Genomic DNA, 26,648 nt, shown 5'->3' on the forward strand with positions numbered 1-26,648 from the left:
TTATTATTGTTGTTTGAACTTGCTGGAGATACGAGAGAAACCAGAATAGCCTGTTTCAATGTCCGGCGGGACCCGCGCATACGCCAAGTCCATACAATATAGAAAAGCTTCTTTTTGCCAAATCCAGTCCATTCCCTTCATCTCCGTCTGCAAAAAGACCATCTCCCAGGGAGACGGTCTCTATATTTCAATACAGCTTATTGGGGCGGATAAAAGCCATGGAGCACATCGCGCATTTCCTGCTTGATATGGATATCCGGACGTTTGGATGTGGCGAGTGTTTCCGCCTCCTGTACCGTGGATGCCAGCCCCAGCTCCAGCAGGACTCCCGTTGCTACAGTTCCTGTACGGTTACGGCCTCCAGCGCAGTGAAAATATACCGTTTTGCCGCTATTTACAGCCGCTGTAACCGCATGGATAGCCGCCTGCACCGAAGCCTCCTGGCCGCTCTCATGCTCCACAATCGGATAATGATGACGGGTTACCTTTGCCGGAAATCCTTCCGCTTCCGTTCCGGTATCCCTCAAATCGAATACATCGCTAATCTCCTGCTCCTGCAGAGCCTCGAACAGTGCATTCTCTCCGCCAATATAGACTTTGCCCGGAATGAGCTCGTGATAATTTGCCATAATTGTTCTCCCTTATTCGCCGGTTTCCGCAAACTGCTTAATGCGAGCGCCTACTTGATTACGTACCCGCTGAAAGACAGCCCACTTCTCTTCATCCGTACCCTGCGCTTTTGCCGGGTCATCAAATCCCCAATGCTCACGTTTTACCTGTGGCGGGGTAACCGGGCACTTATCAGCGGCATCCCCGCATAATGTGATCACGAGGTCAGCGTTATTAAGCAGCTGCGGATCAATAATATCAGACGTCTGTCCCGATATATCAATACCCACTTCGTTCATCGCCTGAACAGCTTTCGGATTCAGACCGTGAGCCTCAATACCGGCACTGTACACTTTCCATTCATCGCTCAGGTATTTCTTGGCCCAGCCTTCAGCCATCTGGCTCCGGCATGAGTTCCCTGTACACAAAAAGTAAATGGTTTTCTTATCCATGCGTTTCAGTCTCCTTTGAGTTTAAAATAGGGTCAACGTTATATAGAGGCCAAGCAGCGTGATGAACAGCGTGGGGATGGTCAAAATAATGCCTGTTTTGAAATACGCTCCCCAGGATATTTTCACCCCTTTGCTCGAAAGCACATGCAGCCACAGCAGGGTTGCCAGAGAGCCGATCGGTGTAATCTTCGGCCCCAGATCTGAGCCGATCACATTCGCATAGACTAAGGCTTCCTTGATCAGTCCCGAGGTATGTGTAGCATCAATGGCCAGAGCATCAATCATCACGGTAGGCATGTTGTTCATGATCGAAGAGATGACGGCTGCAATAAAGCCCATCCCCATGGTTGCGGCGAACACCCCCTGATCAGCCACAGCCTGAATCACATCGGCAAGAACGTCCGTCAGACCGGCATTGCGCAGACCATACACGACTACATACATCCCAATCGAAAAGAATACGATCGCCCATGGCGCACCTTTCACCACTTCCATGGTAGGTACTACGGGACTTCTTCTTGCCATCAGCAGGAAAAAGATTGCGACCACTCCCACCACGGCAGATACCGGAATGTTCAGGAATTCACTGACGAAAAACCCTACCAGCAGGACCGCAAGCATAACCCAGGATAGCTTGAACATCTTCTTGTCTTTAATCGCATCTGCCGGACGTTTCAGCTGTAAGCTTTCAAAGGACCGCGGAATGCTTTTACGGAAAAAGAGGTATAGCACCAGAATGCTTGCCCCCAAAGAAAACAAAGTAGGCATTAACATCCGGCCGGCATATTCCATAAAGGTTACCCCGAAAAAATCCGCCGATACAATATTAACCAGATTACTGACAACAAGCGGCAATGAAGTGGTATCCGCAATGAACCCGCTGGCCATAATAAACGGAAATACCTTCTTCTCATCAAAATTCAGCGCACGGACCATTGCCAATACGATTGGAGTCAGAATAAGCGCCGCACCGTCGTTGGCAAAAAATGCGGACACCACCGCACCAAGAATGGTGACATAGATGAACATCCGGGTGCCATTGCCGCGTGCCGCTCTCGCCATATGTAAGGCGGCCCATTCGAAGAAACCAATTCTGTCGAGGATTAAGGAATTCAGAATGATCGCAATAAAGGCAAGTGTGGCGTTCCATACGATCAGGGTGACATCATATACATCGTGAAAGCTGACTACACCCACAAGCAAAGCGATAATCGCCCCGCCGCAGGCCGACCATCCAATGGACAGATTCCTGGGCTGCCAAATCACAAATATTAACGTTACTACAAAGATAAGACCTGCTAAGATTCCCAAAATTCATCCTCCTGTGTACATCCGCTTGAATTAATGCAATATTTCGCAGCAAACCGTTACCGGCGTTCTATTCAGCATGGCCAGAATCGCAGGAGTATCCGGCGTAAGCTGAAGCACGGCCTGGATGTGGGGTTTATCTTCTATGTTAAGCGAATAGTGTACCCATTGGCCCTTTTTTTGTTCCTTGACGATACCCTTGCTTCTCAATCTCCGCAGATGCTGACTGATGGCAGGCTGTGAGATGTCAAAAATCTCAACAAATTCACATACGCACCATTCGCGCTCTTTTAATAAAGCCAGCATCAAGAGGCGCGTCCGATCCCCCAAAAGCTTCAGGTCCTCAGCCAGCTCAGTCACATCCGCAATACCGAAAGCTTCCTCCATGATAATCCCTCCATCCCAGACATATAAGCCCGTGCTTATATACTAAACCAGGATCGCAACATTGACAATCCTCAAATAAACATTGCAATGTGCAATTAAATATTATATAACTGATTTACGAGGTGAGCTTACTTGGAAAATGCACGTGAGTTATTTCAGATCATGACCCGGCGCCTGGGACTGCTGAACAAGAACTGCTGTACCGTTGGCGGCTGCGATCTCTCCCCTGCCCACAGCCATATTCTGTATGAGGTGGACCGCAGACATAACCCCTCCATGCAGCAGATCGCTGAAACGCTGGGCACGGATGTCACAACGTTCAGCCGGCAGGTACAAGCGTTAATCAAAATGAATCTGCTCCAAAAAACACCGGATCCCAGCGACCGGCGAGTCTACACACTGTCGCTTACGGTGTCCGGCAAGATGGCCGCCACAACCATCGATACCCAAATGAATGCGTATCTGGATGAGGTCTTTTCGTATATGAGTGAATTTGAGCAAGAGACTCTGCTGCGCTCTGTGAAGCTTTTTAATGAAGCTATGGGGAAATCCAGCAAATGCTGTGCGCCCGTTACCGGGTGATTTCTCTTGGCTCATACTTGCATTATGCAAATATTATCATCAAAAGGAGTGTTGAAGAATGAATCAGCTATCCAATGACCAAATCCGTCAAAATGTACGGGGCCGCTATTCGCAAATTGCCGTCAAAACCGTGACGCCTGCCTCTTCCTGCTGTGGTTCGCCGTCAGATGCCGATTCCATATCTGCAAAGCTTGGATATTCCGGCAGTGAGCTCGCAGCAGCTCCCGAAGGTGCCAATCTGGGCCTTGGCTGCGGCAACCCTCAGGCTATTGCTGGGCTTAAACCGGGAGAGCGTGTGCTTGATCTCGGGAGCGGCGGAGGCTTCGACTGCTTTCTGGCCTCGCGTCAGGTAGGCGACCAGGGGCATGTCATTGGTGTGGATATGACGCCCGAAATGATCAGCCGCGCCCGGAATAATGCGGTGAAAGGGAACTTCGGAAATACCGAGTTCCGCCTGGGTGAAATTGAGCATCTTCCGCTCGCCGACCATTCCGTGAATGTCATCATGTCCAACTGTGTCATCAATCTCTCCCCGGACAAACCGCAGGTATTCCGTGAAGCCTTCCGGGTCCTTGAGCCGGGCGGCCGCCTCGCTATTTCGGATATTGTAACCACAGCAGAGCTTCCGCCCGAGATCAGGAACGACCTAGGCGAGCTTTATTCGGGTTGTATCTCCGGCGCTTCTTCCATATCGGAGCTGGAGACTATTCTTAAGGAAAGTGGCTTTACGGAGATTAGCATTGAGCCCAAGGATGAATCCAAAGCTTTTATCAAGGACTGGATTCCGGGCGAAAGTATTGATCAGTATATCGTTTCAGCAGTAATCCAAGCGAAGAAATAAGGAGACAAGGCGGAAGATTCAGTGATCGGCTGGGCCTCCCTCAATCCGTACTCTCACCGCTACGCTTATAGCAGAGTAGCCGACCTGTCCGTGTACATTGAGCGAAGCATTCGCGGGCAAGGCATTGGCAGCGCCTTGCTTGAGAAGCTGGAAGCCGCCGCGCAAGACAACGCTTTTCATAAAATTGTATTGTTCACCTTTCCCTTCAATGATGCAGGCCAAGGCCTGTACCGGAAAATGGGCTACCGCGAGGTTGGGGTGTTTGAGAAGCAGGGTGTTAGGGATGGAGCATTTATCGATGTTAAAACACCCCTTGACTTCCATCGGATAAACCTGAAGTTTATTCCAAAGGCTGTGCGAAGGGGTGTTTTCAATCTATAAAAATTCTCTTTAGTGATTTATCAGTGCTGCTTGGAGCAGCATCCGGTACAGCAAAACAGTAGTCTCAGCACGGGTTAATGACTCCTGCGGCCGCAATTCATTTCCGTACCCTTTTATCAAGCCGGATTGAATGGCTGACTGTACAGCGCCACTTGCCCAGCCGGCAATTCGGCCACTGTCGGTATAGACATCTAATTCGGCTTGCGCTCCGCTATTCCTTGTCGCCAGTGCTGCATCCGCCAGCCGCAATGCCCGAATAATCGTTACAATCGCTTCTTGCCGGGATACCGCCTGATTCGGTCTGAATGTACCATCTCCGAAGCCATCCATCATTCCATATGCTTGTAATGCTGCTACGGCGCCACTGTACCAATTGTCACTGCTTACGTCGAGGTAACCCGCTGGATTCCCTCGTTCCGGCAGCCCAAGTGCCCTTGCCAGCATTGCAGCGAGTTCAGCCCGGGTAACATAGCTTCAGGTGCAAATTCTGACCCAGCCGTCCCCCGGACGATCAATCTGCTGTTCATACTGGCAATTTCATTTTCAGCCCAGTGTCCCTGAATATCTGTGAAATTGAACGTTCTGTATATTACTGCATAAGTGCTGTTCGTAAGGCTTCGAATCACAGCAGACCGGTGACCATCCACTGTGATGAATGTTGTCGGCACCGGACGCACACCCGCATTCTGATCCCATACCACAGCCGTTGAAGCAGCACCGGCATCCAAAGGCAGGTAAATAACTCTTTCTACAAAATGATTGAAGCTGGATACTTCTTCAGTCTCGCCATTACGCTTGATCTGAACGGTAAAGTGGACCGGATCAGTCACCAGTTGATACCCACCGGCATTCGCCGCCTTCTGCAATCCTTCTTCCGCTGGGCCGTGCCCCATCAAGAGCCTCACTTCCATATCCTTCGTCCAGTCAGATTCCCGATTTACGATTTCATTTAGTGGCAGGCGATATCGGCCGTACTGGGTTACGAACGTGATTGTGGCTACTTTCCCGGCTAGAATCGGGACGGTATCCCCGGAAAGTCTTAGTGCGAGATTGTCTGCCCCTTCCTCGATTGAAATCGAGAGATTAGCTTCAGCGGCGATAGGCAGCGAATCGATTACCTGTCGCAGGTGATCCAAATTCAGCAGAGCGTCGATGGATTTTGCTCCATTCGTATCGGTTTGAACGGTGACAATCCCCGTTACTTTCTGATCATTAACCCGGACCACAGGCATTTTGTCCGGTGATGGCGGATTCGAAGAGCTTGGGGGATTCGAAGGAGCCGCCGGGACTGGGATCGGGACTGGTGTTGATGTTGGTGCTGGTGCTGGTGTTGAATCCGGCTTGGAGTCGGCTAAGCGTGTCACGTTGAGCGTGTAAGTTTTCATTGAATCGTCCTGCGCTTTGACACGGACCTCGAACTTATTTTGACCGGTTGCAAGAACATACTCCCTGGTTATCGAATGACTGTCTACCTGGAGTTCGTTCACATAGACGGCAGAATAGACATCAGCAGGAGTCAGAAGCATTTTCAACCCATACACCGGATGGCTTACTTCCAGACTGCTGCTTGACTTTTCGGGGTCAAAATCAAACTTTACCGTCCCGCCGAGTCCTATCAGCTGCCAGACCTTCAAGTCCGCATTGCTGCTCAAAGGAACGATATTCCGGATTTCAATCAAGCTTACATTCGCATTGCCTGCCTTATCTGCCACATAGACTGAATAAATTCCATTCTCCTGTACGGTGAAGTGGTCTGAAATTTCTGTACCCTGTGTATCAAAATAGGAGATCGAACGGCTTCCTGCCGCCCATTTTATAGAGGAGACCTGGTTGAATTCACCATACACAGACGCCGTTACCGCAACATTTACGCTGCCAAAGGTTGGTTCGGCCTGATCCATGTTCAGTTCGATAACAGGAGGCTGGTCGTACGTAAACGTAATATTCACCGTTTGATCCAGCGTTGTACCACTTGCTTCTTCTATTGCAGAATAAGTCACTTTCTCCGCCACCACATTGTTGACCGCAAATGTGGCTAGGCCCTCCGCGTTGGTCAGTCCATACACTTCTTTGGTGACAGAGTTTCCATATACTTCTGTAATGACAGAGCTTCCAGCTTGAGCTTGAAGCCGCACCAGTTTTCCTGCAAGCGGATGGTCATACCCGTCTTTAAGCTTCACAGAGATCAAGGATTGGCTCTGTCCGTCCGCCCGAACGACCAGGCTACTTGCGGTAATTGTGGAGTGGGATGCACTTACTTCACCTGGTACAAGCTGAACCGTTACCGTTGAGGCCAGCATGCTCCCATCGGCAGAGGCACTTATCTTCGCGGTTCCTACCGCTGTCGGCGCCGTCAATGTCGCCGTATAGGTACCATTGTGGTTGTCCGTTACAGTGCTCATCGTACCTGAGGTTGATGTGATCAACACTACTGCCCCTCCGGTCGTCAACGCATTGCCCTGCGCATCCTTGAGCTTCACCGTTATCACTGTCTGACTCGTCCCATCAGCGATTAGCGAAAAATCACCCGCCGCGATGATGCCAGTCTCTGTTGAAAATGCGCCAGCTACAAACTGTACCGTTGCCGTTCCCGTCAGCGCATTGCCGTCTACACTGGCACTTACGGTCGCGGTCCCTACCGTTACTGGCGCCGTCAACATCGCCGTATAAGTCCCGTTATGGTTGTCGGCGACGGTGCTCACCGATCCCGAGGTCGACTTAATTACCACCGTCGCCCCTCCGGTCGTCAACGCATTACCCTGGGCATCCTTCAGCTTCACCGTTACTGCCGTCTGACTCGTGCCGTCCGCCGTCAGCGAGCTATTCCCCACGGCTATGGTGCTGTTCGCACTGGACGGTGCTCCGGGTACGAACTGTACCGGTGCCGTTCCGCCCAGCGCAGTTCCACCGACGGTGGCACTGACCGTTGCGGTCCCCACCGTTACCGGTGCCGTCAGCATCGCCGTGTAAGTCCCGTTATGGTTGTCCGTGACGGTACTCACCGATCCCGAGGTCGACGTAATTACCACCGTCTCCCCTCCGGCCGACAACCCATTGCCGTGCGCATCCTTCAGCTTCACCGTCACTACTGTCTGACTCGTGCCGTCCGCCGTCAGCGAGCTATTCCCCACGGCTATGGTGCTGTTCGCACTGGACGGTGCTCCGGGTACGAACTGTACCGTTGCCGTTCCGCCCAGCGCAGTTCCACCAACAGTAGCACTGACCGTTGCAGTCCCCACCGCTACCGGTGCCGTAAGCGTCGCCGTATAAGTTCCGTTATGGTTGTCGGCGACGGTGCTCACCGATCCCGAGGTCGACGTAATTACCACCGTCGCCCCTCCGGTCGTCAACGCATTACCCTGTGCATCCTTCAGCTTCACCGTCACGGCCGTCTGACTCGTGCCGTCCGCCGTCAGCGAGCTATTGCCCACGGCTATGGTGCTGTTCGCACTGGACGGTGCTCCGGGTACGAACTGTATCGTTGCCGTTCCGCCCAGCGCAGTTCCACCAACAGTGGCACTGACCGTTGCGGTCCCCACCACTACCGGTGCCGTCAGCATCGCCGTATAAGTTCCGTTATGGTTGTCCGTAACACTGCTCACCGTACCTGAGGTCGACGTAATTACCACCGTCGCCCCTCCAGCCGACAACCCATTACCCTGTGCATCCTTCAGCTTCACCGTCACGGCCGTCTGACTCGTGCCGTCTGCCGTCAGCGAGCTATTGCCTACGGCTATGGTGCTGTTCGTACTGGATGGCGCTCCGGGCACGAACTGCACCGTTGCCGTTCCGCCCAGCGCCGTTCCACCGACGGTGGCACTGACCGATGCAGTCCCCACCGATACCGGTGCCGTCAGCATCGCCGTATAAGTCCCGTTATGGTTGTCCGTTACACTGCTCACCGTACCTGAGGTCGACGTAATTACCACCGTCGCCCCTCCAGCCGACAATCCATTCCCCTGTGCATCTTTCAGCTTCACCGTCACTACTGTCTGACTCGTGCCGTCCGCCGTCAGCGAGCTATCGCCCACTGCTATGGTGCTGTTCGCACTGGACGGTGCTCCGGGCACGAACTGTACCGTTGCCGTTCCCGGCAACGCACTGCCGTCGACACTGGCGCTGACTGTCGCGGTACCTACAGTTGTCGGCGCCGTCAGCATCGCCGTGTAAGCCCCGTTATGGTTGTCCGTTACGGCGCTCACCGTACCCGAGGTCGACGTAATTACCACCGTCTCCCCTCCGGCCGACAACCCATTGCCCTGTGCATCCTTCAGCTTCACCGTCACTACTGTCTGACTCGTGCCGTCCGCCGTCAGCGAGCTATTCCCCACGGCTATGGTGCTGTTCGCACTGGACGACGCTCCGGGCACGAACTGCACCGTTGCCGTTCCGCCCAGCGCAGTTCCACCAACAGTAGCACTGACCGTTGCGGTCCCCACCGCTACCGGTGCCGTCAGCATCGCCGTATAAGTTCCGTTATGGTTGTCCGTGACGGCGCTCACCGATCCCGAGGTCGACGTAATTACCACAGTCGCCCCTCCGGTCGTCAGCCCATTGCCCTGTGCATCCTTCAGCTTCACCGTCACTGCCGTCTGACTCATGCCGTCCGCTACAATACTTGATTCAGCAGTGGAGATCTCACTTAATGCGGGGGATGTCGAATCATCCGCAATCATGTACGTTCTAAAAGAGAAGTCATAATTGTTAGCCGAAGAGTAGCCTCTTGAATACGGGTTGCCGGTGCTGCCATACCATCCGAAGCCAGCCGAGCCTCCGAATTCCGTGGAAGCAACCATTCGATACATCGTACCCTTCTGCAAATAAGGCGATGCTCCTGAGAAATTAACCGACACCCAGCCTGCGCTGAAGGAAGCCAGCTGCGCTTCAGCGAGCAATGTCGAAAGATCGCCATCCTTATAAATTTTCACCTTCAGGGCTCCTGGAGCAACGGTATCGAAAATATTCAGTTCAATCCTGCTGAGACTCCCGGTAATCTCCGGAGTAAAGGTCTGAAATCTTGGATAATCATAACTGACCCATACATTTCCAGTTTTATTTTCCTGCTTTTGATCGAGCGCCTCCGGATCTGCAGCAGACACTTCCCCATGAGACAACGATCCTATAGCGAGCATGAATATCAGAGTCATGGCGATCCAGCGTTTGTATCGTCTTATCCCTTTCATAAAAATATCCTCTCTTTCTTGTATCTCCGATGACTCGAAAAACAATTATGTATGTTGTGAATTTCACCTACGGAATCTGAAGGAGCTTACCGATATAATGAATTAACTGACGAAAAAAGTACCTCCTCCAACAATCAGTGCCGCAATAAAAAAAATACCAAAATACCATTTTGTAAATTTAAAACTGATCCCGGATCCGTCCCACCAAATCTTCGCAAAGATCACAATTCCAAGAAGAACAATACTAACAAACGCAATCAGTGCATTCTCCATTTTAATCACCTAGACCTCTCCTGCTTCTAAATTCAGCCCATTCAACATACTCCCAGATTAGAGTCATTCCTTAAAATTTTCTATACCTAAAAAGGCATATCTTCTATTACAATAGATTGTATTCGCTACTACGCCCAAGATTAGAGGTGTCCAAAAATGAAAGTAAATCAGCAATCTGACATTGTTATCAGAAACTCAACACTCAGGGAATGGATGAACGGACAGACCCGCATGAACCCGGAGGCGTTTCTCACTCTTGCCAGGTCCATCGTAGCTTGTGTTCTGCAGCTTCATCAGTTGCAGATCCTCCATCTCGATTTGCGGCCGGAGCGGATCGGTGTTCGTTCTAATGGACAAGAAGCCTATTTAATAGATTCAGGTTATGCCCTCCATCGTTCAGACCATGGTTATTTACGTCCAGCGGGTTATGGTATATCAGATGCAGGCCTCGCCTATTGTTCACCTGAGAATACAGGACGAATGCTGCGGACAGTGGATGAGCGAAGTGATCTGTACTCTGTGGGCATTATTTTCTACGAATTATTGGCCGGACATCTGCCTTTTCTTGCCGACAATCCGCTGGAATGGGTGTATATGCACCTGGCCCAAGTCCCCCCTCCGCTGACCCAGGATCAGACCTATTTACCTGAAGGCTTGGAAGCTGTAGTCATGAGATTGCTCGACAAAAATCCGGATAACCGCTATCAAAATGCCGGTTTTTTATTGGCAGACCTGGACAAGGTCGGACGTTCCCACGACACCTTTTTTATGGAACCGGGGTTTCACGGCAGAGAATATGAGATCTCCATGCTGACCCAGGCTTTTTATTCTGCTTGCTTCGGATCAACCGAAATGGTGTATGTGTCCGGTGAAGCCGGTATCGGCAAAACAAGCCTTATGGACGAGGTTTTCCGCAAACAGCAGCATGCCCGTAGTTTTTTTTATGTCACCGGAAAGTTTGAGCAAATCTCTAAAGAAAGCCCTTATCATCCGATTATTCAAGCCTTTCGCGGGTTGATGCGGCATTTGCTGGGTGAACGCAAGGAACAGTCCGAGCTGTGGAGACAAAAGCTGCAGGAAGCACTCGGGGCAAGCGCCAACGTGATCACTGCTATTATTCCTGAAGCCGAGCTGATACTTGGCACCCTGCCCTCTGTGGAAGAGCTTCCGGCTAATGAATCGAAGAAACGGTTTATCTATGTTTTCCGCAGATTTGTTCAAGCGCTGGCTTCTAAAGAACATCCCCTCGTTCTGTTTATCGATGATTTGCAATGGGCGGATTCTTCGTCACTGCAGTTAATTCACGCGCTGTTGTGCGATCCGGAATGCCAATATTTGATGTTTGTCTGCGCTTATCGCCATAACGATATAGACCTTAGCAGTCTGCCAGGCTACGAACATGACGGGAGCGTTACCGATCAGGCAGCTATCCGGCATATTCATCTGTCCCCGCTGAGCCTTGAACAAATGAACGATATTACGATAGAAACCTTGAATACCCAAGCGGATACTGCGCTATCCTTTACAGAACTGCTATATCATAAATCGAACGGCAACCCCTTTCACTTCAAGCAAATATTGCTGCGCCTGCAAGATGACAGCATTCTGGTGTATAACCATGAGAACCGGTGCTGGCAATGGGATTTGGGATCGGTCATTGGGCAGGAACCCAGCTATGCGATCAATGACTTGATGGAACACAGGCTGCGGCGTCTTCCCGTCACTGCGCAGGAGCTGCTTCAAATTTCGGCTTGTGTGGGAAGCACCTTCCATCCGGATCTGATAGCTTGCGTCGCTAATCGGGAGATCGGAGATGTCATGTCCGAATGGCCCCAGATTGAAGCCGAAGGGATGATAGTGGCAGATGAAGCCGGTACCTTCCGTTTTGCCCATGATAATATACATAAGCTCATTTATAGTCAGATTGATGATGATACGAAACAAGCGATCCATAGCTCAATAGGCAGAGCTTTGAACAGGGAGGCTTCGGGGTACGAAGAGAACTTGTTTGATGTGGTCAACCATCTGAATAGAGGTTCTGGCAGAATGACCGGAGAAGCCGAGATTCTTCAGCTCATACAATTAAATCTGGATGCGGGAAACCGTGCCAAGGCCACTTCCGCTTATGACGTTGCGCTGGGTTATTTCAGAAAAGGGGTAGAACTGCTGCCAGCGGAAGCTTGGAGCAACACCTTCGAGCTCTGTTTCGAGCTGCATGCTGAACAAGCAGAATGTGAATATTTATGCGGTAATGCTGTGGAGTCTGACCGCAAAATTGATTTCTTGCTTCTCCGTGCGCGCAATGCAGCTGAGCGAAGCAGAGTGCAAATGATCCGGATTATGCAATACATCAATCAGGGTAAATATCTGGAAGGCACTGCGCTCGGTCTAGAAAGTCTGCGGGAGCATCATGTTAACATTTCGCCCAATCCGGGCAAATTCGAACTGATAGTAGAAGCGCTGCGAATCGATGTACTGCTGCATAACCGGTATGACCGGCTCGCGCATTTGGAAGAAATGTCCGACAAAGACCGGATTGCTGTGATGCATCTCATTCTGGCGATTACTCCCTCCACCTTCTTCACGAACAAAGAGGTCTTTTTTCTGCTCATGTGCAGAGCCATTCAGCTATCTATTAAGTATGGAAACACTCCTGTTTCCGCAGCGGTCTATTCTGCTTATAGCATGCTTTTGGGGTATGCACGGGGGAAATTTGATAAGGGCTATGCCATTGGCAAGGTCGGAATTGAGCTTTCCGAGCGTTACAATATTACTTCAGTTAAAAGCAAATCTTATACCATGTTCGGCGGTGTACTCTGTCAATTTGCCGGAAATGCCCGTGAAGGAGATGCTTACTTGGCAAAAGCGCTTCGTTTCGGGATGGAATCCGGGGATTACGTGTTTGCCAGCTATGCCATGGGTGCGCACATTAATTCACTCTACACAAGAGCACCGTTAAGTGAATTCTCCAGAACGATAACTGAATATATGGTATTTCTGGATACAACCAACGACGAGTTTGTGAAGCAGAACTTTTATCTGTATCAGCAATTTATTCTTGCACTGCAGGGAAGAACCCTTTCTCCGGATTCATTCAGCAGCACAGGCTTTGAAGAAGAAGAGTTCCTGGGCCGGATTCATATGGAGGAGACCTCGGCTACCACCTTATTTCAGTACAGCACCTACAAGACTCAACTCAGCTATTTGCTGGGTAATTATGAGGAAGCTATCCGCTGGGCCAGTCAAGCAAAGCCCTATGAAGCCTATGCCACACATCTTCCGCATTTGCCGGAATGTCTGATGTATGAATCGCTTGCCCTATTGGCGGATTCTGTACAGCCTGGGAAACGGGCACATTTGAAGAAACGCTTCAACAGAAATTTCCTCCGCTTCAAAAAATGGGCCGCATGGAGTCCGGCCAATTACCGGTCCAGGTATTACCTTCTACAGGCTGAACATGCGCGTGCCTCTGGTAAAGGCATTCTGGCTGAGGAACTGTATGATAAAACCATCCGTGAAGCAAGAGAACAAGGCGATGTTCAGGTGACAAGCCTTGCCGGCGAGCTTGCAGCGAGATACTACCGGAATTTGGATAAAGGGAAAACAGCCCTCTTCTATTTGCAATTAGCGCTTGAGGCGTTTACACAATGGGGAGTGCAAATAAAAATAAAGCAATTAGAGGATCTGCTACTCTGCTGGCAACGAGGGGAACATGCTGATGAATCGTTTGAGATCATCCCTATTCCGGCGGACCGGAGTGATGTAGAGTTATCTGGAGAGGCTGCCGGTGGTGCTCATCATGAGACCCATGCCCTGGACGGCCTGGATCTTGCGGCGATTCTCAAAACCACTCAAATGATAACGAATCAGATGGACAGTGATACGGTGCTTGCGGAAATCATGAATACTATTATGAAATATGCGGGTGCCAGCAAGGGTGCTTTGCTGATGGACAATAAGGATGGACTGAATATTCAGGCGTATGCCGATTCAGAAGCGCAGACTTCCCTCTCTCCTTCTGAGCTGAATGACAGCCTTCTATTGCCGGAGGGCATCATCCGGTATGTCTTCCGTACACAAGAGCATGTCCATTATGTCGGTGGTGAAGAGAGCTGGCTGATCCATAACCCGTATATTGCGAAGCATCGGCCCGGGTCCGCACTCTGCATACCGGTAACCGTTCACGGAAATATGCTGGGTGTCCTCTACCTGGAAAACAAGCTGGCAAGCGGTGTGTTCGCGTATGATCGTCTGACTGTTCTTCAGGCCATGGCATCTAATGGAATTTTATTCTGCATGCTGCAAAATACGGCCGGACAGTCCAATAAAGACCCGGAAGCGGAAGAAGCTTCGTTGTCCGCTATAATGGAGGAACCTCTTACGGAGCGTGAGCTTGAGGTGCTCTCCTTATTGGCGGCAGGACTGTCAAACAAAGAGATAGCCGATCAACTGGTCATCGCAATTGGGACGGTAAAAGTGCATGTTAAAAATATTTTCGCCAAACTAAAGGTCAACCGGCGCACCAAAGCCATTATCCAGGCGAAGGAGCTCAATCTGCTTACCCGTCCATGATTTCTTCCCCGATAGCCTCCTTACCAGCTCATGTATAGATGTCATAATGATACAGGAAAAGCCGATCCAACGAAGGATCGGCTCTTTTTCTGTATGGGAAATGCGGCTCTTCCGGCCAATCTTATAACCGAACTGCTAAGCCGTTACTCACTGCGCAGCGCTGCAACCGGATCTTTCTTCGCGGCCATCTTGGCCGGAATGAAGCCGCCGATCATCGTAAGCCCTACACTGATCACACCCAGAATTAATGCATGCAACGGGTTGAGCTGGGCTACGTTTGACAGATCAGTCAGATTATAGAGTACTGCATTAACCGGAATGGTCAGCAGGTAGGTAATGCCAATCCCCAGAATCCCGGAGCAAGCCCCGATGATAAACGTTTCGGCATTGAATACCCGTGTAATATCTTTCTTGCGGGCGCCCAGTGCTCGTAGGACTCCTATCTCCTTCGTCCGCTCCATTACAGAAATATATGTGATAATCCCGATCATAATTAATGACACTACCAGGGAAATCGCGGCAAAAGCAATCAGCACCATGGTAATCCCGTCCATAATACCGCCGGAGATGTTGGTAACCATTGCCGCCAAATCGGTATATTTCACCTGATCCTTGGATTCACGGCCTTCATTCCATTTATCCAGATAAGCAGTGACCGATTCCTTGGCATTGAAATCAATCGGGTACAAAGATACCGAGCTAGGGATATCTGTTGCCCCTAGGGACGCAAGCACATCCTCTTTAGTCAAGGAAGCATGCCCTCTCGCTGCACCTCCACCAGGACCCATCATCAGCCGGTTTGTACCTGCTGCTCCGGCTGAACCACTACCCGCGACACCATCTGACAATGCTTGACCGGTCAGCACATTGACGTCTGCTTTTTCCTGTGCCAATACGATCTCAGATTTCTGTGCATCTGCTATAAATGAAGCGGCAAGCTCATCCGAATAGGCAATGCCTGGAGACATTGTAGATACGCTGGAGCCTTCCTTGCCGCGCAGTACCCCAACGATGTTCAGAGTCACTGCTTTAGGGCTGTTATAGAGCTCTGTTAAATTCGACGTTGTTCCGTTTACGACAAACTGCTCACCGTTTTTGCGGTAATAGTCATTGTTCATCACAAGCTTCAACTGAGTTCCAACGAGCTCTCCCAGATTGATGCTGTCCACTTTATAATCGAGCCCCAGGGCATCTACCGCAGCATCGGTCAGGCGGTTGTACTCGTCCACAATGAGTACGACATCCGTCTTCCCGGAAGGGTATTTCCCCTCCAGCACATCATAATATTGCTCCAGATAGCTCCCCGTCTTACTTCCCTGTTTGCTGGGATATGCAGTTAAGCTAATATTGTTTTTATCCAGCGTAGTCGCCTTTTGTCCGTCCGATACCAGTACATTCATATTCACGGTACGGGTATAGGAAATTCCATCAATCAGCTCTGGATCGATTTTCTTTAGATAATCTATATATTCCTTGGTCAGCAAATTGGTATGCTGTGTGGAATTTTTGCTGGGGTCATAGGGATACAGCTTTTTCTCTGCAGGGTATGAGGGAAGTTCTGATGCTCCGTTTTTTGGCGGCCCCAGCTCTACACTCATTGCCGTCTGATTAATCGAGATCGGGAAGTTGGAGAGCGCCCCGGTTTCATAGGAGCTGATCTGCTTATCAAATCCATTCGACAAGGACAGAATCAAGGCGATACCAATGATCCCGATACTTGAGGCAAAAGCCGTCAGGCCCGTCCGCCATTTCTTGGTTGCGATATTTTTCCCGGATAATTTTAAGGCGGTGAAAAAACCCATACTGGTCTCTTTCAGCTTGTAGGAGCTTGAGATCTTTTGATTGGCCAGCGGATTGCTGTCCGATACCGCATGTCCGTCCGAGAAGCGGATCACGCGGTCTGCATAGCTCTCGGCCAACTCCGGATTATGGGTAACCATGATGACCAGTTTATCTTCCGCGATGGTCTTAATCAGCTCCATGATTTGCTCACTGGTTTCTGTATCCAGAGCACCTGTCGGCTCATCCGCGAGAATAATGTCCGGATTGTTGGCCAGGGCACGGGCAATTGCGACCCGCTGCATTTGTCCACCGGAGAGCTGGTTTGGTTTTTTATGGACATGCTCCTTGAGTCCAACCTTCTCCAGCACTTCAAGCGCCTTACGGTGCTTCTCAGCAGAGGCTACCCCGCTGAGCGTCATCCCCATCTCCACATTATCCGTAATACTCAGATGCGAAATCAGATTATAGCTTTGGAAAATAAAGCCCACACTGTTATTGCGGTACGCATCCCAATCTCCGTCTTTGAAGTGTTCCGTGGATTGGCCGTTAATAATCAGCTCTCCGCTGTCATATTGATCCAGTCCGCCGACGATATTCAGCAGTGTTGTCTTCCCCGACCCGCTCTGGCCCAGAATCGCAACGAATTCACTTTCCCTGAAATTCAGATTCACCTTATCCAGTGCAACCTGTGTGAATTCCCCGGTCTTATAGCTCTTGGTGATGTTTTTTAATTGCAGCATCGTATTCTTCTCCCTTTCCGTTCCCGTGTGATCATTGATCGTTACTCTCTCTCTCTTCTTGTCTTGCTGGCCCCAGTATAAGCGCCTAATGTAAACTAAACCTAAACTTCACCAGTTGAGATTCACTTGATCTTGATGAGTTATACTTAAGCCATCTATATACTTAAACCAATGAAGCATTCCAGGAGGAAACCCCATGTTTAATATTCTTGTGGTTGAGGATGACAGCAAATTGCGGCAGCTCTTCTGTACAGTCCTGACCAAAAATGGATACAACGCCATCCCGGCAGCGAACGGCGAGGATGCACTCACGTTACTGGATAAGGAATATATCGATTTGATCATCTGCGATATTATGATGCCGCTTATGGATGGATACGAGCTGACGCGGACACTCCGGGACAATAACAACAATCTTCCGGTTCTCATGGTGACGGCACGGGAGAACTTCGCTGACAAACAGCAGGGATTTCTCGTTGGAATCGACGATTATATGGTCAAGCCCATCAATGTAAATGAAATGATTCTGCGGGTTGGCGCATTGCTTCGACGGGCCAGAATTATCAGCGAACGCCGGATCGAATGGGGAGGAACTGTGCTCAATTATGATGCATTAACCGTCATTCAGGGCCAGGAGAGCACCCTTCTTCCGCAGAAAGAATTTTATTTACTCTATAAATTAATCTCCTATCCGAACAAAATCTTTACCAAACAGCAGCTGATGGATGAAATTTGGGGCATGGATACAGAATCCGACGAGCATACAGTGGTGGTCCATATTAACCGCTTGCGCGAGCGTTTCAGGGAAAGCTCTGACTTTGAAATTGTCACCGTAAGAGGATTGGGCTATAAGGCGGTGAAGCTGGGATGAGGCGCAAAAAAAGAGGAGGCCTTTGGTGGCATTTTGTGTCGCTTGTATTTGTGATTATTTTGTCCTTCCTTTTACTCATGGCGATCTTGGCCTATCTATACATTCGCCTTGGCAATGAGACTATACAGCACAGAAATCCTTTTCCGCCTATTCTGACCATCGTTTTGTTCAGTCTCGTCATCGGGACAACCATCACCGTGACCGTGGGCCGAAAAATATTATCTCCAATTGCGGATCTGATCAAGGCAGCCAAGGAGGTCTCCACAGGCAACTTCGACATTCATTTGAATGAATCGCACCGGGTGGGTGAGATCAGCGACGTCGCCCACCACTTCAATCTTATGGTTCAGGAGCTGCGCAGCATCGAGACCCTCCGCAATGATTTTGTTGTCAATGTGTCTCACGAATTCAAGACGCCCATTGCCGCTATCGAGGGGTACGCCACACTCTTGCAGGAGGATAATCTCAGCAAAGAAGAGCATGACGAATACACCGGCATGATTATAGACAGCGCCCGGCAATTGTCCACCCTGTCCGGCAATATTCTCAAGATCTCCAAGCTCGAAAACCAGGAACTGCTCACAGAACAAACGGAATACCGCCTGGATGAGCAGCTCCGTCAGGCTCTGTTATTGCTGGAGTCGGCCTGGGCTCCCAAGCAGCTGAACCTCAACATTGATCTGGACGAGCTGCAATATTACGGAAATGAAGAGCTGATCATGCAGGTATGGCTGAATCTACTTGGCAATGCGATCAAATTCACGCCGGAAGGGGGGGAAATCTCCGTCTCTCTCCGGCCCGGAGACCCTTGGATTAGAGTGGTCATATCTGATACAGGAATAGGAATGACCCCTCAGGTCCGCAAGCATATTTTTGAAAAATTCTACCAAGGCGACCCTGCCCGTTCCTCCGAAGGCAACGGACTGGGCCTGCCTCTGGTCAGCCGCATCATCAGCTTAAGCGGAGGCACCATTGTGGTAAATAGCGAGCCGGGACAAGGTTCAACCTTTACGATTATGTTGCCTGCAGGTAGTGAATGAAGGAAACCATTATAGAAACGCAAATAAGGATGCCTTAAAGCGTTAGCTTCAAGACATCCTTATCTCTGTAGAACAGAGGCAGTTGAGGCGGGGCATGCGATTAGAGAAGGACCGGCCGGATTCTGCCGTCTTCTTCATAATGAAGCTCCGTAAATTTGACACAGCGTTTGTGGTCCACGCCGCCGGACAAGGATGCGTCATGGTAGAACAAATACCATTTTCCGTTAAATTCCACGATGGAATGGTGGGTCGTCCAGCCCACGACGGGTTCCAGAATGGTTCCTTGAAACACAAAAGGTCCACAAGGCTTGTCGCTAACGGCATAGACGATTTTATGGGTCGTGCCTGTGGAATATGACAGATAATATTTCCCCTTATACTTATGCATCCATGGGCCTTCGAAATATCTCCTGTTTTCATCACCCGCAAGGATGACGTTCCCTTCTTCATCGGTAATCGTAATTTCCCTCGGAGCCGATTCGAAGGACAGCAAGTCTTCACTCAGCTCCGCTACCCGTGGGCCGTAAGCCGGTTCCCCTGCTTCTTTCTCAGCTGCATCCGTCTGGTACACACCGGTTTGCCACTTTTCTAATTGTCCGCCCCATAAGCCGCCAAAATACATATAAGCTCTTTCGTCCTCGTCAACAAACACGGCGGGATCGATACTGAAGCTCCCTTCGATATAGCTTGCCTGAGCCTGAAAAGGACCAGCCGGCGAGACTGCCGTTGCTACGCCAATGCGAAAAATGCCATCCTTGTCCCGGGCCGGGAAAAACAAGTAATAGGTCCCTTTCCGGTACGCGGCGTCGGGTGCCCACATTTGTTTGGAAGCCCAGGGGACATCCCGGAGATGAAGCGCCTCTCCATGATCCACACACGGGGACGCCGGACTTTCCAACGATAATACATGATAATCTTCCATCGCATACTGGTCGCCATTATCGTTCGTAGGACCACCGTGGTCGATATCATGGGATGGGTAAATATACAGCTTGCCCTCAAATACATGAGCGGAAGGATCGGCTGTATAGAGATGGGTAACTAGCGGTTCATTTTGTGCTGCCATAGCAGAATTCTCCCCCTCATTGAAATGTTTACGTCCGTCATTGAAACAAGCCTGACGGCATAATTATTCTTTTACGCCTCCAAGCGCTACACCTGCGATAATATACCGCGACAACAGGAAATACACCACAAACAGCGGCAAGGCCGTCAAGGCCAGCCCCATATAGATCGAGCCGAACTCCGTCTTGTAGATATCACCGCGAAGCAAGCTTACCATGATCGGCATCGTATATTTCTCTTTCTGAGTTAGCAAAATCAGCGGCATGAACAGGTTGTTCCAGTTGGCCACAAAGGCAAAGATCGCCTGCGTCGCCACTGCCGGCATCATGAGCGGCATGATAATCCGGTTGAACGTGCGGAACTCACCAGATCCGTCTACCCGTGCTGCCTCTACGATCTCTATCGACAGCGTGGCGAGCAGGTATTGGCGCATGAAGAACACTACCGCCGGCGCAGCAATCGCAGGCAGAATCAGCGGAAGGAAATTGTTCGTCCAATGCAGTTTATACATGAACTGATAGAATCCGATCGCACTTGCCTGGGAAGGAATCATCATCACGCACATGATGAAGGTAAAGAATGGCCCCCGAAGCTTCCAGCTATAGGTCACAAGTCCATAAGCCGCCAAGGACGAGAAATAGACAGTACAGAGTGTTGCAGAACTAGCGATAATGAATGAATTCATGAAACCTTGAAGCGGATCGAAGCTCTTGTCGAGCAGCACCCGCAGGTTGCTCATCATGTGGGTTGAAGGAAGCAGAGAGAGTCCGCTTTGGATTTCTGGTGTAGAGCGTGTGGCGTTTACGAACATGATCCAGAAAGGCAGGATGCTGAGCACCGCCAAAGCGATGCAGACCACATAGATAATAGTTTTGTTTATTTTCCGGCTCACTTTACCGTTTTCCTGAATTTTCGCCATGTGCTACACCTCCCTCGCGGCTGCTTTAGCAGCGTTTCTATACTTTTGCTTTTGGATCTTTTTTATTTTTGCAGCATCGCGGTCGCGCATCACGTAGAACAGCAAACCGGACAGCAACGCCGAGATCACGAACATGATCATGCTCGCTGCTGCAGCGCGATTATACATGTAACTGCCCTTGAACGCCTGCCCATAGATAAACATGGACGTAGTAAGGGTTGAGTCATCCGGTCCCCCCGCAAGGAATAATTGCGGAATATCGAACATGGTTAAACCACCTACCATGGAGGTGATTAGTGTGAACAGCAATATCGTACGCAGACTCGGCAGCGTGATACGGAAGAAGGTCTGAAAACCGTTAGCACCGTCAATCGCTGCAGACTCGAAGAGCGCGGGATTGATCCCCATAACACCTGCGATCAGGACGATCATCGTGTTGCCGTACCACATCCAGAACTGGATGAATGACACAATGCCACGCGCTGTCGTCTTATCCTGCAGGAAGAATATCGGACCATCCGTCCATCCCAGCATTTGAAACAAGCTGTTTACCGGACCCATCGGGTACGCGAACAAAGTGCTGAATAGCACAGCAATTGTACTCGCAGTGATGATATTAGGCATATAGAGCAGAACCTTGAACAAACCTTGTCCTTTTATGTTAAGACGCCGGTTGGTGAACCATGCGGTCAAGAGGAGCGCAAGAAGCATCTGTGGAACGAAGTTCGTAATCCAGAGCAGCCCGGTGTTGAACAAAGACTTCCGGAACGATGCGTTATCAAAAAGGAGATCCTTGAAATTCTGAAAAGGGTTATCCAGGATATGAATCGGCTTAGGAATTAGTCCCTTCATATCAGTAAATCCGATCACTGCGGTGTACAAAATGGGGTACAGTGAGAAAATCAGAAATGCAAGAACAAATGGAAAAGTAAAGATATAACCGTATTTCGCGTAGCTGACATCTTTGCGGCGCATGCTCTCACCTCATTAGTTGATATGAAGGGGCGGGATAACTCCCCCGCCCCTCCGATTCCTTCTTATTCGCTTTCAATGCCAAGCTGGTCTTTGACTTGCTGTTTGAAGGTTTCGATTGCTTTATCACGGGTCTTATTGCCTGCAGTGTATTCGCGTACTTGATCACGCCAGATCTTATTGATGGTTTCGTCGAACTGGGTCAAGTTCTTGCCTGAAGCGTTAGCATTGGCTGGAACGAACACGTCAAACATATTTTGTCCGCCGAGCAGTGGAACTTCACCGTTGGATTTCGACATTACCACGGAGGAAGCAACGCTATCCTTCGTGCCCTGCTCGCCTTTCTTCATCGTGCCGTTAGCCCAGTAATACTGGAGGCCTGTTTCGGAAGTATCCAGGGTAACCCACTTCACAAAGTCAGCAACTGCTTGCTTCTTTGCATCGTCCTTGGTCACGTCTTTGTTAGCCAGCAGCCAGGTGCCGCCCCAGAAGAAACCTGTTGGCGGCTCAGTAACTGCCCAGTCGCCATTCGTAGCTTTCACTTGACCGTTCATTACGTAGTTGATGAGCCATGCAGGACCGAAGAATCCAAAGATTGGCTGAGCACCGGCACCGGACATATCTGCGTACCATGCTTCTGTCCAGTCAGTGGTATCGTTATGATAGCCATTGTCTTTCAACTTTTTGGAGAGATCCAGGAACGCTTCGCGCTTTGGATCAATATGAAGTTTGCCATCGACCAGCCAGCCTGTGTCAGAGCTGTTCTCGATCGGATGCCAGATGTCGCCGTCACCGGATACGATGCCGTATCCTTTAGCTTTCAGCTTCTTAGCTGCATCGAAGAATTTATCCCAGCCGGGGCCAACTTCAGTTTTGATGGTAGCCGGGTCATCGGTTCCAAATACATCCTTGGCAATCGAGCGGCGATAGATGAAGGCTCCGCCAGTTGCCTGGTAGCCGAGGCCTTTCAACTGCCCGTCTTTGCTGCCGATATCCACCGAATATTGGGCAATGCCCGCGTCCTTAACCATTTGGTCATCAAGGCCCAGATCAGCATAGTTAGCTGCATAGGTGGATGCGTCACCTTGTGTATACTTAAGCACGAACGCCGATTCAGCTGCATAAATGTCTGGAGCATCTTTGCCGCCAGCGGCCAGAGCCTGGTCAAGTGCAGGCTGATAAGCACCATCCGTGGTTGCAATAACCGTAGTTTTGAACTCCACATTTGCATCGGGATGGGTTTCCATATACTTCTTGGTCATGTTTGGAATCTCGTCCGTGAAGCTCCATAGATTGATGGTCACTTTTTCGCCCTTCCCGGCTGCTGGAGCCGCGGCAGTACTGGCGGATGGAGCTGGACTTGCGCTTGGGCTGGATGAATTTGAGTTTGAATTGGAATTCGAGTTTCCGCCACACGCTGTGAGAGCTGATGTCATCACAAGCATTGTAGAGATCCCCACCAAAACACGTTTCATACTTTTCATACTTTGCCTCCCCTTTATATTGATTCCTCGGTTTTGTGTAACCGCATACATAATTATAGAACTGATGACCCGTGCGCATAAGGAACCACTCATTGGGAAAAATTCCACTTTTATTAGATTTCGGCCGATCCAGGGCATAAAGATAATAAATGAAATGAATCATCAACCTCCTGAATATTCTCTGTCCCCTTGATTTTCGACCCGAAAATGACAAAAAAGCCTCATCCCGTAGCAACGATGGTCGAAGCCAGTTATATCATCGTTTCAGCTTGAAAGTCCCGCTGATCCAAATGGATCAGCCGGGACTTTCCGTTCACTGCTTTTTTATGAACCAGATGAGTTTATTTCTGGCTGGCGAGAAATTCATTAAGCTGCTTTTGCTTTTCGGCAATGACTTTGTCGAGACTGGCGGACTTTTGGGCGGATATAAACTTGGGCAGCATTTCGTCCAGATCAACCGAACCCGTCTCAAGTGCCTTCTGTGGCTGCATCTTTGTTAATATAGCCCTTCAGGAAATAATCCCGGGTTACTTTCAGCGCATTCAAGTACTGCGGGAACTCTTCAGCCGGTTTGACTATGGCATCCTTGCCATTCTTATCAATAGCGCCAGGTATCGTCGTATCCCCCAGATAATCCAGCTCCACAAAGGAGTGTGAGGAGAACGTTCCGCCTGTCGTATACAGCGGATACATGTTCGGCTTCTTCTCTTTGACGATCTTATAGACGGCATCGAGATCTTCAATTTTCTTAACCTTGCTCAGGTCGATGCCGAGTTCATCAGCGATGTCCTTCCGGTACACAATGCCGCCTGACGATGCCAGTTCTTTATTGGTTGGGACTGCGTAGTTTTTACCCCCGATTTTGGAGCCGCTTAAGAAAGCCGGGTCCAAGCTATCCTTGATGCCCTGGCCATATTGATCGAGCAAGGGGCCGAGATCCATGTATACGCCTTTGGCAACGTTCTTCGCATAACCGTTCCATGAGGCCGTGAACAGAATGTCTACAGGCTCGCGCGAAGCGATCATGAGGTTAATCTTATCGTCCCAAGCTCCCCAGTCGATCGGTGCGATATCAATCGTTGCATTGATTTTCTCGGTTAAAATCTTGTTCAGCGCTTCCTCGACAAGAGCTTCGTCCGCCTGGGGTGCACCTTCGTAAACCAGCTTTAGTTTATAAGGCTTCAGCTTCGAGGCATCTGTGGCTGTATTATCAGTGGTTGTGTTCGCGGAAGCGTCCGGTGCGATGCTTACCTTGGCGCTTTCTCCCGGTGCGGCCGTGTTAGACTTGTTTGAATGGTTTGAATTTCCACAAGCCGTAGCAGCCAAGGACGACATAATTAACGCTGTTAGAAGCAGTGCAGTCTTACTTTTGGTGTGCTTCATCTTCAATTAATCCCCCCAAATAATATATGGTGCAGGCCCCTCAGCCTTTGACGGAGCCGACTGTCAGTCCCTTGATAAAGTACTTCTGGAAGAACGGATAGGCAAAGACGATCGGCCCGACGCCCACGACGACCATCGCCATCCGCACGGTCTCACTCGGAAAGTTAACCATTCCGCCAGCCCGGGTAATCTCAGCCACTGCGTTCGGGTTGCTGGAGAGGTACTGAATATTGACCATCATCTTGTAGAGAAAGTATTGTACCGATATGTTGTGATTGTCGGAAATAAATACCAGGCTCAGGAACCAGTCGTTCCAGTACGTCAGCGTCTGGAACAGTGCGACTGTCGCCAGAACCGGCAGCGACAGCGGCAGCACGATCCGGATAAATATCCGCAGTTCGCCCGCCCCATCGATACAAAAAATGAGGATGGATCTGCGCCTGCAGCTGCTTCAGCGTGGCATCACGCGCCAGGATACGCGATTGCAGGACATTCTCGATGAGATCCTGAATCTGCGTCGCCATTTCATTGAAGTTCTGCATGAGGAACGCGAATTCATTGTTCGATTTCTTCGGCAGACGGTAGGCGTAATCGCCTCCCTTGATCCGTTGCACTGCGCGTACAAGCTGGAAGATAGGCCGGTGTACGTTCCAGTACAAAGCGGACGCAGCGGCGATACCGGTTAGCAGCAGAATGACTGAAGACGCTCCAAACAACACTCTCTGCTGCCTGATCGGCCCGATGATCTGACCCAGCGGAACAGAATCGATGAGATGCCACTCTAGGAGGTTAGAATAATAGTAAGTAATCAGATAAGGCCTGCTGTCGAACGAATGGATCAGGAAACCGGAATCCCGGCTATTGACCCTGTCGCCCAGTTCCTTGATGATTCCCTCCATCTTGGGCCCTTTCACAGAACGGCTGGCGATGATGTCATGCCCCGCTTTGTAAAAAAACGGATTGTTAGAGTGGCCAGACTTGTAGGTGTCGAGCAGATTCTCGAAGCTCCACTTGTAGAGGTTAATGCGAACGGCAACATCCAGATCCTCCGGATGGGCCGGTTTGTAACCCGTAGTGACATAGGTTCGGGTAAAGCCGGGGCCAATCTCCAAATCTTCGCTGTAGCTCCATCCCAGCGAGAACCGGCTTTCAAACTCTACAGGGTCATACTCATAGGAGGGGGACGAAGAAATGTTATTGCCCCGATGCGGGAAATAGACGGTCACATCATTACGCCAATTGCCTGATGCGCTGGCCAGCGACAGCTTCTCCTGGATTAGCAGCCTTGTTTTCATTAGGGAATAATCGCTCATCTCGTGGTTGTACAGGTACTCCAGCACGTTCGTGTCAACGGGCATAGGGGCGGAGGCCAGATCGAACTTCTCGATACTGGCATCCATTTGCGCCACGAAAAGCTCCATCCGGTTCAGGCTCGCTTTAATAAGCTCCTCCTGTATGACGTTGATGCTCTTAGACGTAGAATAATAATACAGCGCCACGACCGGCGTCAGCAGAATCAGCAGCAACACTAGCATTTTCCGAAAGATGTTGAATTTGATACGCACAGGATTACCATCCTTGTTTTATAGTCACAGCTCAACCTGTATTTTACAATATGTTGTAAGCGTTTTCTATATTCTTCGATGCATAGATCCCCATATCTCTCTTAAAAGCATAAAAAAGCCGCCCAATGGAATGAGCAGCTTATAGGAATCCTATTCATTATTATCTTTTTTGTTGATATTTTCCCACCAACATCTTAAGCTTTCTTACCACCTGTAATCATTTCAATCCGAGAATTATG

General features: G+C 50.0%; 20 protein-coding genes and 2 pseudogenes. 6 read left to right on the forward strand and 16 right to left on the reverse strand.

The features are described 5' to 3' along the window. Positions 1 to 197: 197 nt before the first annotated feature. Genes A3842_RS22305 through A3842_RS22320 form a run of 4 tightly spaced genes read right to left on the reverse strand, consistent with a single transcriptional unit; the run spans position 198 to position 2,756 of the window. Complete coding sequence (locus A3842_RS22305; RefSeq protein WP_074085050.1) at positions 198 to 629, reverse strand: protein-tyrosine phosphatase family protein; 432 nt, start codon at positions 627 to 629, stop codon at positions 198 to 200. 12 nt (positions 630 to 641) lie between these two features. Beyond that, on the reverse strand, positions 642 to 1,061 hold the full coding sequence (arsC, locus tag A3842_RS22310) for an arsenate reductase (thioredoxin) (RefSeq protein WP_074102786.1): 420 nt from the start codon (positions 1,059 to 1,061) through the stop codon (positions 642 to 644). 21 nt (positions 1,062 to 1,082) lie between these two features. Further along, positions 1,083 to 2,372, reverse strand: coding sequence for an arsenic transporter (locus A3842_RS22315; protein ID WP_074102787.1), 1,290 nt, complete (start codon positions 2,370 to 2,372; stop codon positions 1,083 to 1,085). A gap of 30 nt (positions 2,373 to 2,402) precedes the next feature. Then, the gene (locus tag A3842_RS22320; protein ID WP_074102788.1) at positions 2,403 to 2,756 is read right to left on the reverse strand and encodes an ArsR/SmtB family transcription factor; all 354 of its coding nucleotides are present in this window, start codon (positions 2,754 to 2,756) and stop codon (positions 2,403 to 2,405) included. 132 nt (positions 2,757 to 2,888) lie between these two features. Between A3842_RS22320 and A3842_RS22325 the strand changes: the two genes are divergently transcribed. The 3 genes and pseudogenes from A3842_RS22325 to A3842_RS22335 all read left to right on the forward strand — a co-directional run. Next, positions 2,889 to 3,338, forward strand: coding sequence for a MarR family winged helix-turn-helix transcriptional regulator (locus A3842_RS22325; protein WP_074102789.1), 450 nt, complete (start codon positions 2,889 to 2,891; stop codon positions 3,336 to 3,338). Positions 3,339 to 3,396: 58 nt separating this feature from the next. Continuing rightward, on the forward strand, positions 3,397 to 4,179 hold the full coding sequence (locus A3842_RS22330; RefSeq protein WP_074102790.1) for an arsenite methyltransferase: 783 nt from the start codon (positions 3,397 to 3,399) through the stop codon (positions 4,177 to 4,179). Positions 4,180 to 4,200: 21 nt separating this feature from the next. Next, positions 4,201 to 4,560, forward strand: a pseudogene (locus tag A3842_RS22335) (N-acetyltransferase family protein); the annotation flags it as partial. Positions 4,561 to 4,569: 9 nt separating this feature from the next. Here A3842_RS22335 and A3842_RS22340 read toward each other — a convergent pair. The 3 genes from A3842_RS22340 to A3842_RS22350 all read right to left on the reverse strand — a co-directional run bounded on the left by A3842_RS22340 (position 4,570) and on the right by A3842_RS22350 (position 10,025). Continuing rightward, the gene (locus A3842_RS22340; RefSeq protein WP_074102792.1) at positions 4,570 to 5,004 is read right to left on the reverse strand and encodes an S-layer homology domain-containing protein; all 435 of its coding nucleotides are present in this window, start codon (positions 5,002 to 5,004) and stop codon (positions 4,570 to 4,572) included. Then, positions 4,944 to 9,743, reverse strand: a complete 4,800-nt coding sequence (locus A3842_RS22345; RefSeq protein ID WP_074102793.1) for an invasin domain 3-containing protein — start codon at positions 9,741 to 9,743, stop codon at positions 4,944 to 4,946. Before A3842_RS22345 ends, A3842_RS22340 begins: the two co-directional genes overlap by 61 nt. Before the next feature lie 102 nt (positions 9,744 to 9,845). Continuing rightward, the gene (locus A3842_RS22350) at positions 9,846 to 10,025 is read right to left on the reverse strand and encodes a hypothetical protein (RefSeq protein WP_074085056.1); all 180 of its coding nucleotides are present in this window, start codon (positions 10,023 to 10,025) and stop codon (positions 9,846 to 9,848) included. Between the two features lie 147 nt (positions 10,026 to 10,172). Between A3842_RS22350 and A3842_RS22355 the strand changes: the two genes are divergently transcribed. After that, a complete protein-coding gene (locus A3842_RS22355) occupies positions 10,173 to 14,588 on the forward strand; it encodes a helix-turn-helix transcriptional regulator (RefSeq protein WP_074102794.1) in 4,416 nt (1,471 codons plus the stop codon). 143 nt (positions 14,589 to 14,731) lie between these two features. Here the strand turns inward: A3842_RS22355 and A3842_RS22360 are convergent, their stop codons facing one another. Then, entirely contained in the window at positions 14,732 to 17,110 is a 2,379-nt protein-coding gene (locus A3842_RS22360) for an ABC transporter ATP-binding protein/permease (protein WP_074102795.1), read from the reverse strand. Between the two features lie 196 nt (positions 17,111 to 17,306). On the opposite strand from A3842_RS22360, the gene A3842_RS22365 reads away from it, so the two are divergent. Both A3842_RS22365 and A3842_RS22370 read left to right on the forward strand, forming a co-directional pair. Then, positions 17,307 to 17,981, forward strand: a complete 675-nt coding sequence (locus A3842_RS22365; protein ID WP_074102796.1) for a response regulator transcription factor — start codon at positions 17,307 to 17,309, stop codon at positions 17,979 to 17,981. After that, complete coding sequence (locus tag A3842_RS22370; RefSeq protein WP_074102797.1) at positions 17,978 to 19,021, forward strand: HAMP domain-containing sensor histidine kinase; 1,044 nt, start codon at positions 17,978 to 17,980, stop codon at positions 19,019 to 19,021. The genes A3842_RS22365 and A3842_RS22370 overlap by 4 nt, the downstream gene beginning before the upstream one ends. A 100-nt stretch (positions 19,022 to 19,121) precedes the next feature. Here the strand turns inward: A3842_RS22370 and A3842_RS22375 are convergent, their stop codons facing one another. From A3842_RS22375 to A3842_RS33615, 8 genes and pseudogenes are all read right to left on the reverse strand, one after another. Continuing rightward, the gene (locus tag A3842_RS22375; RefSeq protein ID WP_074102798.1) at positions 19,122 to 20,087 is read right to left on the reverse strand and encodes a glycoside hydrolase family 43 protein; all 966 of its coding nucleotides are present in this window, start codon (positions 20,085 to 20,087) and stop codon (positions 19,122 to 19,124) included. A 63-nt stretch (positions 20,088 to 20,150) separates the two neighbouring features. After that, a complete protein-coding gene (locus tag A3842_RS22380; RefSeq protein ID WP_074085062.1) occupies positions 20,151 to 21,005 on the reverse strand; it encodes a carbohydrate ABC transporter permease in 855 nt (284 codons plus the stop codon). Between the two features lie 3 nt (positions 21,006 to 21,008). After that, positions 21,009 to 21,980, reverse strand: coding sequence for a carbohydrate ABC transporter permease (locus A3842_RS22385; protein ID WP_074085063.1), 972 nt, complete (start codon positions 21,978 to 21,980; stop codon positions 21,009 to 21,011). A 62-nt stretch (positions 21,981 to 22,042) separates the two neighbouring features. Further along, on the reverse strand, positions 22,043 to 23,461 hold the full coding sequence (locus A3842_RS22390) for an ABC transporter substrate-binding protein (RefSeq protein ID WP_083607004.1): 1,419 nt from the start codon (positions 23,459 to 23,461) through the stop codon (positions 22,043 to 22,045). A gap of 341 nt (positions 23,462 to 23,802) precedes the next feature. Next, complete coding sequence (locus tag A3842_RS32660; RefSeq protein ID WP_178382392.1) at positions 23,803 to 23,952, reverse strand: DUF3502 domain-containing protein; 150 nt, start codon at positions 23,950 to 23,952, stop codon at positions 23,803 to 23,805. Further along, positions 23,930 to 24,844 (reverse strand): ABC transporter substrate-binding protein, encoded by a 915-nt coding sequence (locus A3842_RS22395; protein WP_074102799.1) that lies wholly within the window; start codon positions 24,842 to 24,844, stop codon positions 23,930 to 23,932. Before A3842_RS22395 ends, A3842_RS32660 begins: the two co-directional genes overlap by 23 nt. 40 nt (positions 24,845 to 24,884) lie before the next feature. After that, positions 24,885 to 25,220, reverse strand: a complete 336-nt coding sequence (locus tag A3842_RS22400) for an ABC transporter permease family protein (RefSeq protein ID WP_256701809.1) — start codon at positions 25,218 to 25,220, stop codon at positions 24,885 to 24,887. A gap of 139 nt (positions 25,221 to 25,359) precedes the next feature. Then, positions 25,360 to 26,379 (reverse strand): annotated as a pseudogene (locus tag A3842_RS33615) (HAMP domain-containing protein); the annotation flags it as partial. Between the last annotated feature and the right edge of the window lie 269 nt (positions 26,380 to 26,648).

The organism is Paenibacillus sp. P3E, assembly GCF_001909045.1.
Taxonomy (GTDB): Bacteria; Bacillota; Bacilli; order Paenibacillales; family Paenibacillaceae; genus Paenibacillus_AQ; species Paenibacillus_AQ helianthi.

Coding starts and splice junctions, on each gene's coding strand:
- A3842_RS22395 (WP_074102799.1), bottom strand. CDS start 24,844: ATGAAGCACACCAAAAGTAAGACTGCACTGCTTCTAACAGCGTTAATT.
- A3842_RS22345 (WP_074102793.1), bottom strand. CDS start 9,743: ATGAAAGGGATAAGACGATACAAACGCTGGATCGCCATGACTCTGATA.
- A3842_RS22390 (WP_083607004.1), bottom strand. CDS start 23,461: ATGAAAAGTATGAAACGTGTTTTGGTGGGGATCTCTACAATGCTTGTG.
- A3842_RS22355 (WP_074102794.1), top strand. CDS start 10,173: ATGAAAGTAAATCAGCAATCTGACATTGTTATCAGAAACTCAACACTC.
- A3842_RS22385 (WP_074085063.1), bottom strand. CDS start 21,980: ATGCGCCGCAAAGATGTCAGCTACGCGAAATACGGTTATATCTTTACT.
- A3842_RS22375 (WP_074102798.1), bottom strand. CDS start 20,087: ATGGCAGCACAAAATGAACCGCTAGTTACCCATCTCTATACAGCCGAT.
- A3842_RS22360 (WP_074102795.1), bottom strand. CDS start 17,110: ATGCTGCAATTAAAAAACATCACCAAGAGCTATAAGACCGGGGAATTC.
- A3842_RS32660 (WP_178382392.1), bottom strand. CDS start 23,952: ATGCAGCCACAGAAGGCACTTGAGACGGGTTCGGTTGATCTGGACGAA.
- A3842_RS22330 (WP_074102790.1), top strand. CDS start 3,397: ATGAATCAGCTATCCAATGACCAAATCCGTCAAAATGTACGGGGCCGC.
- A3842_RS22380 (WP_074085062.1), bottom strand. CDS start 21,005: ATGGCGAAAATTCAGGAAAACGGTAAAGTGAGCCGGAAAATAAACAAA.
- A3842_RS22320 (WP_074102788.1), bottom strand. CDS start 2,756: ATGGAGGAAGCTTTCGGTATTGCGGATGTGACTGAGCTGGCTGAGGAC.
- A3842_RS22365 (WP_074102796.1), top strand. CDS start 17,307: ATGTTTAATATTCTTGTGGTTGAGGATGACAGCAAATTGCGGCAGCTC.
- A3842_RS22340 (WP_074102792.1), bottom strand. CDS start 5,004: ATGCTGGCAAGGGCACTTGGGCTGCCGGAACGAGGGAATCCAGCGGGT.
- A3842_RS22370 (WP_074102797.1), top strand. CDS start 17,978: ATGAGGCGCAAAAAAAGAGGAGGCCTTTGGTGGCATTTTGTGTCGCTT.
- arsC (WP_074102786.1), bottom strand. CDS start 1,061: ATGGATAAGAAAACCATTTACTTTTTGTGTACAGGGAACTCATGCCGG.
- A3842_RS22305 (WP_074085050.1), bottom strand. CDS start 629: ATGGCAAATTATCACGAGCTCATTCCGGGCAAAGTCTATATTGGCGGA.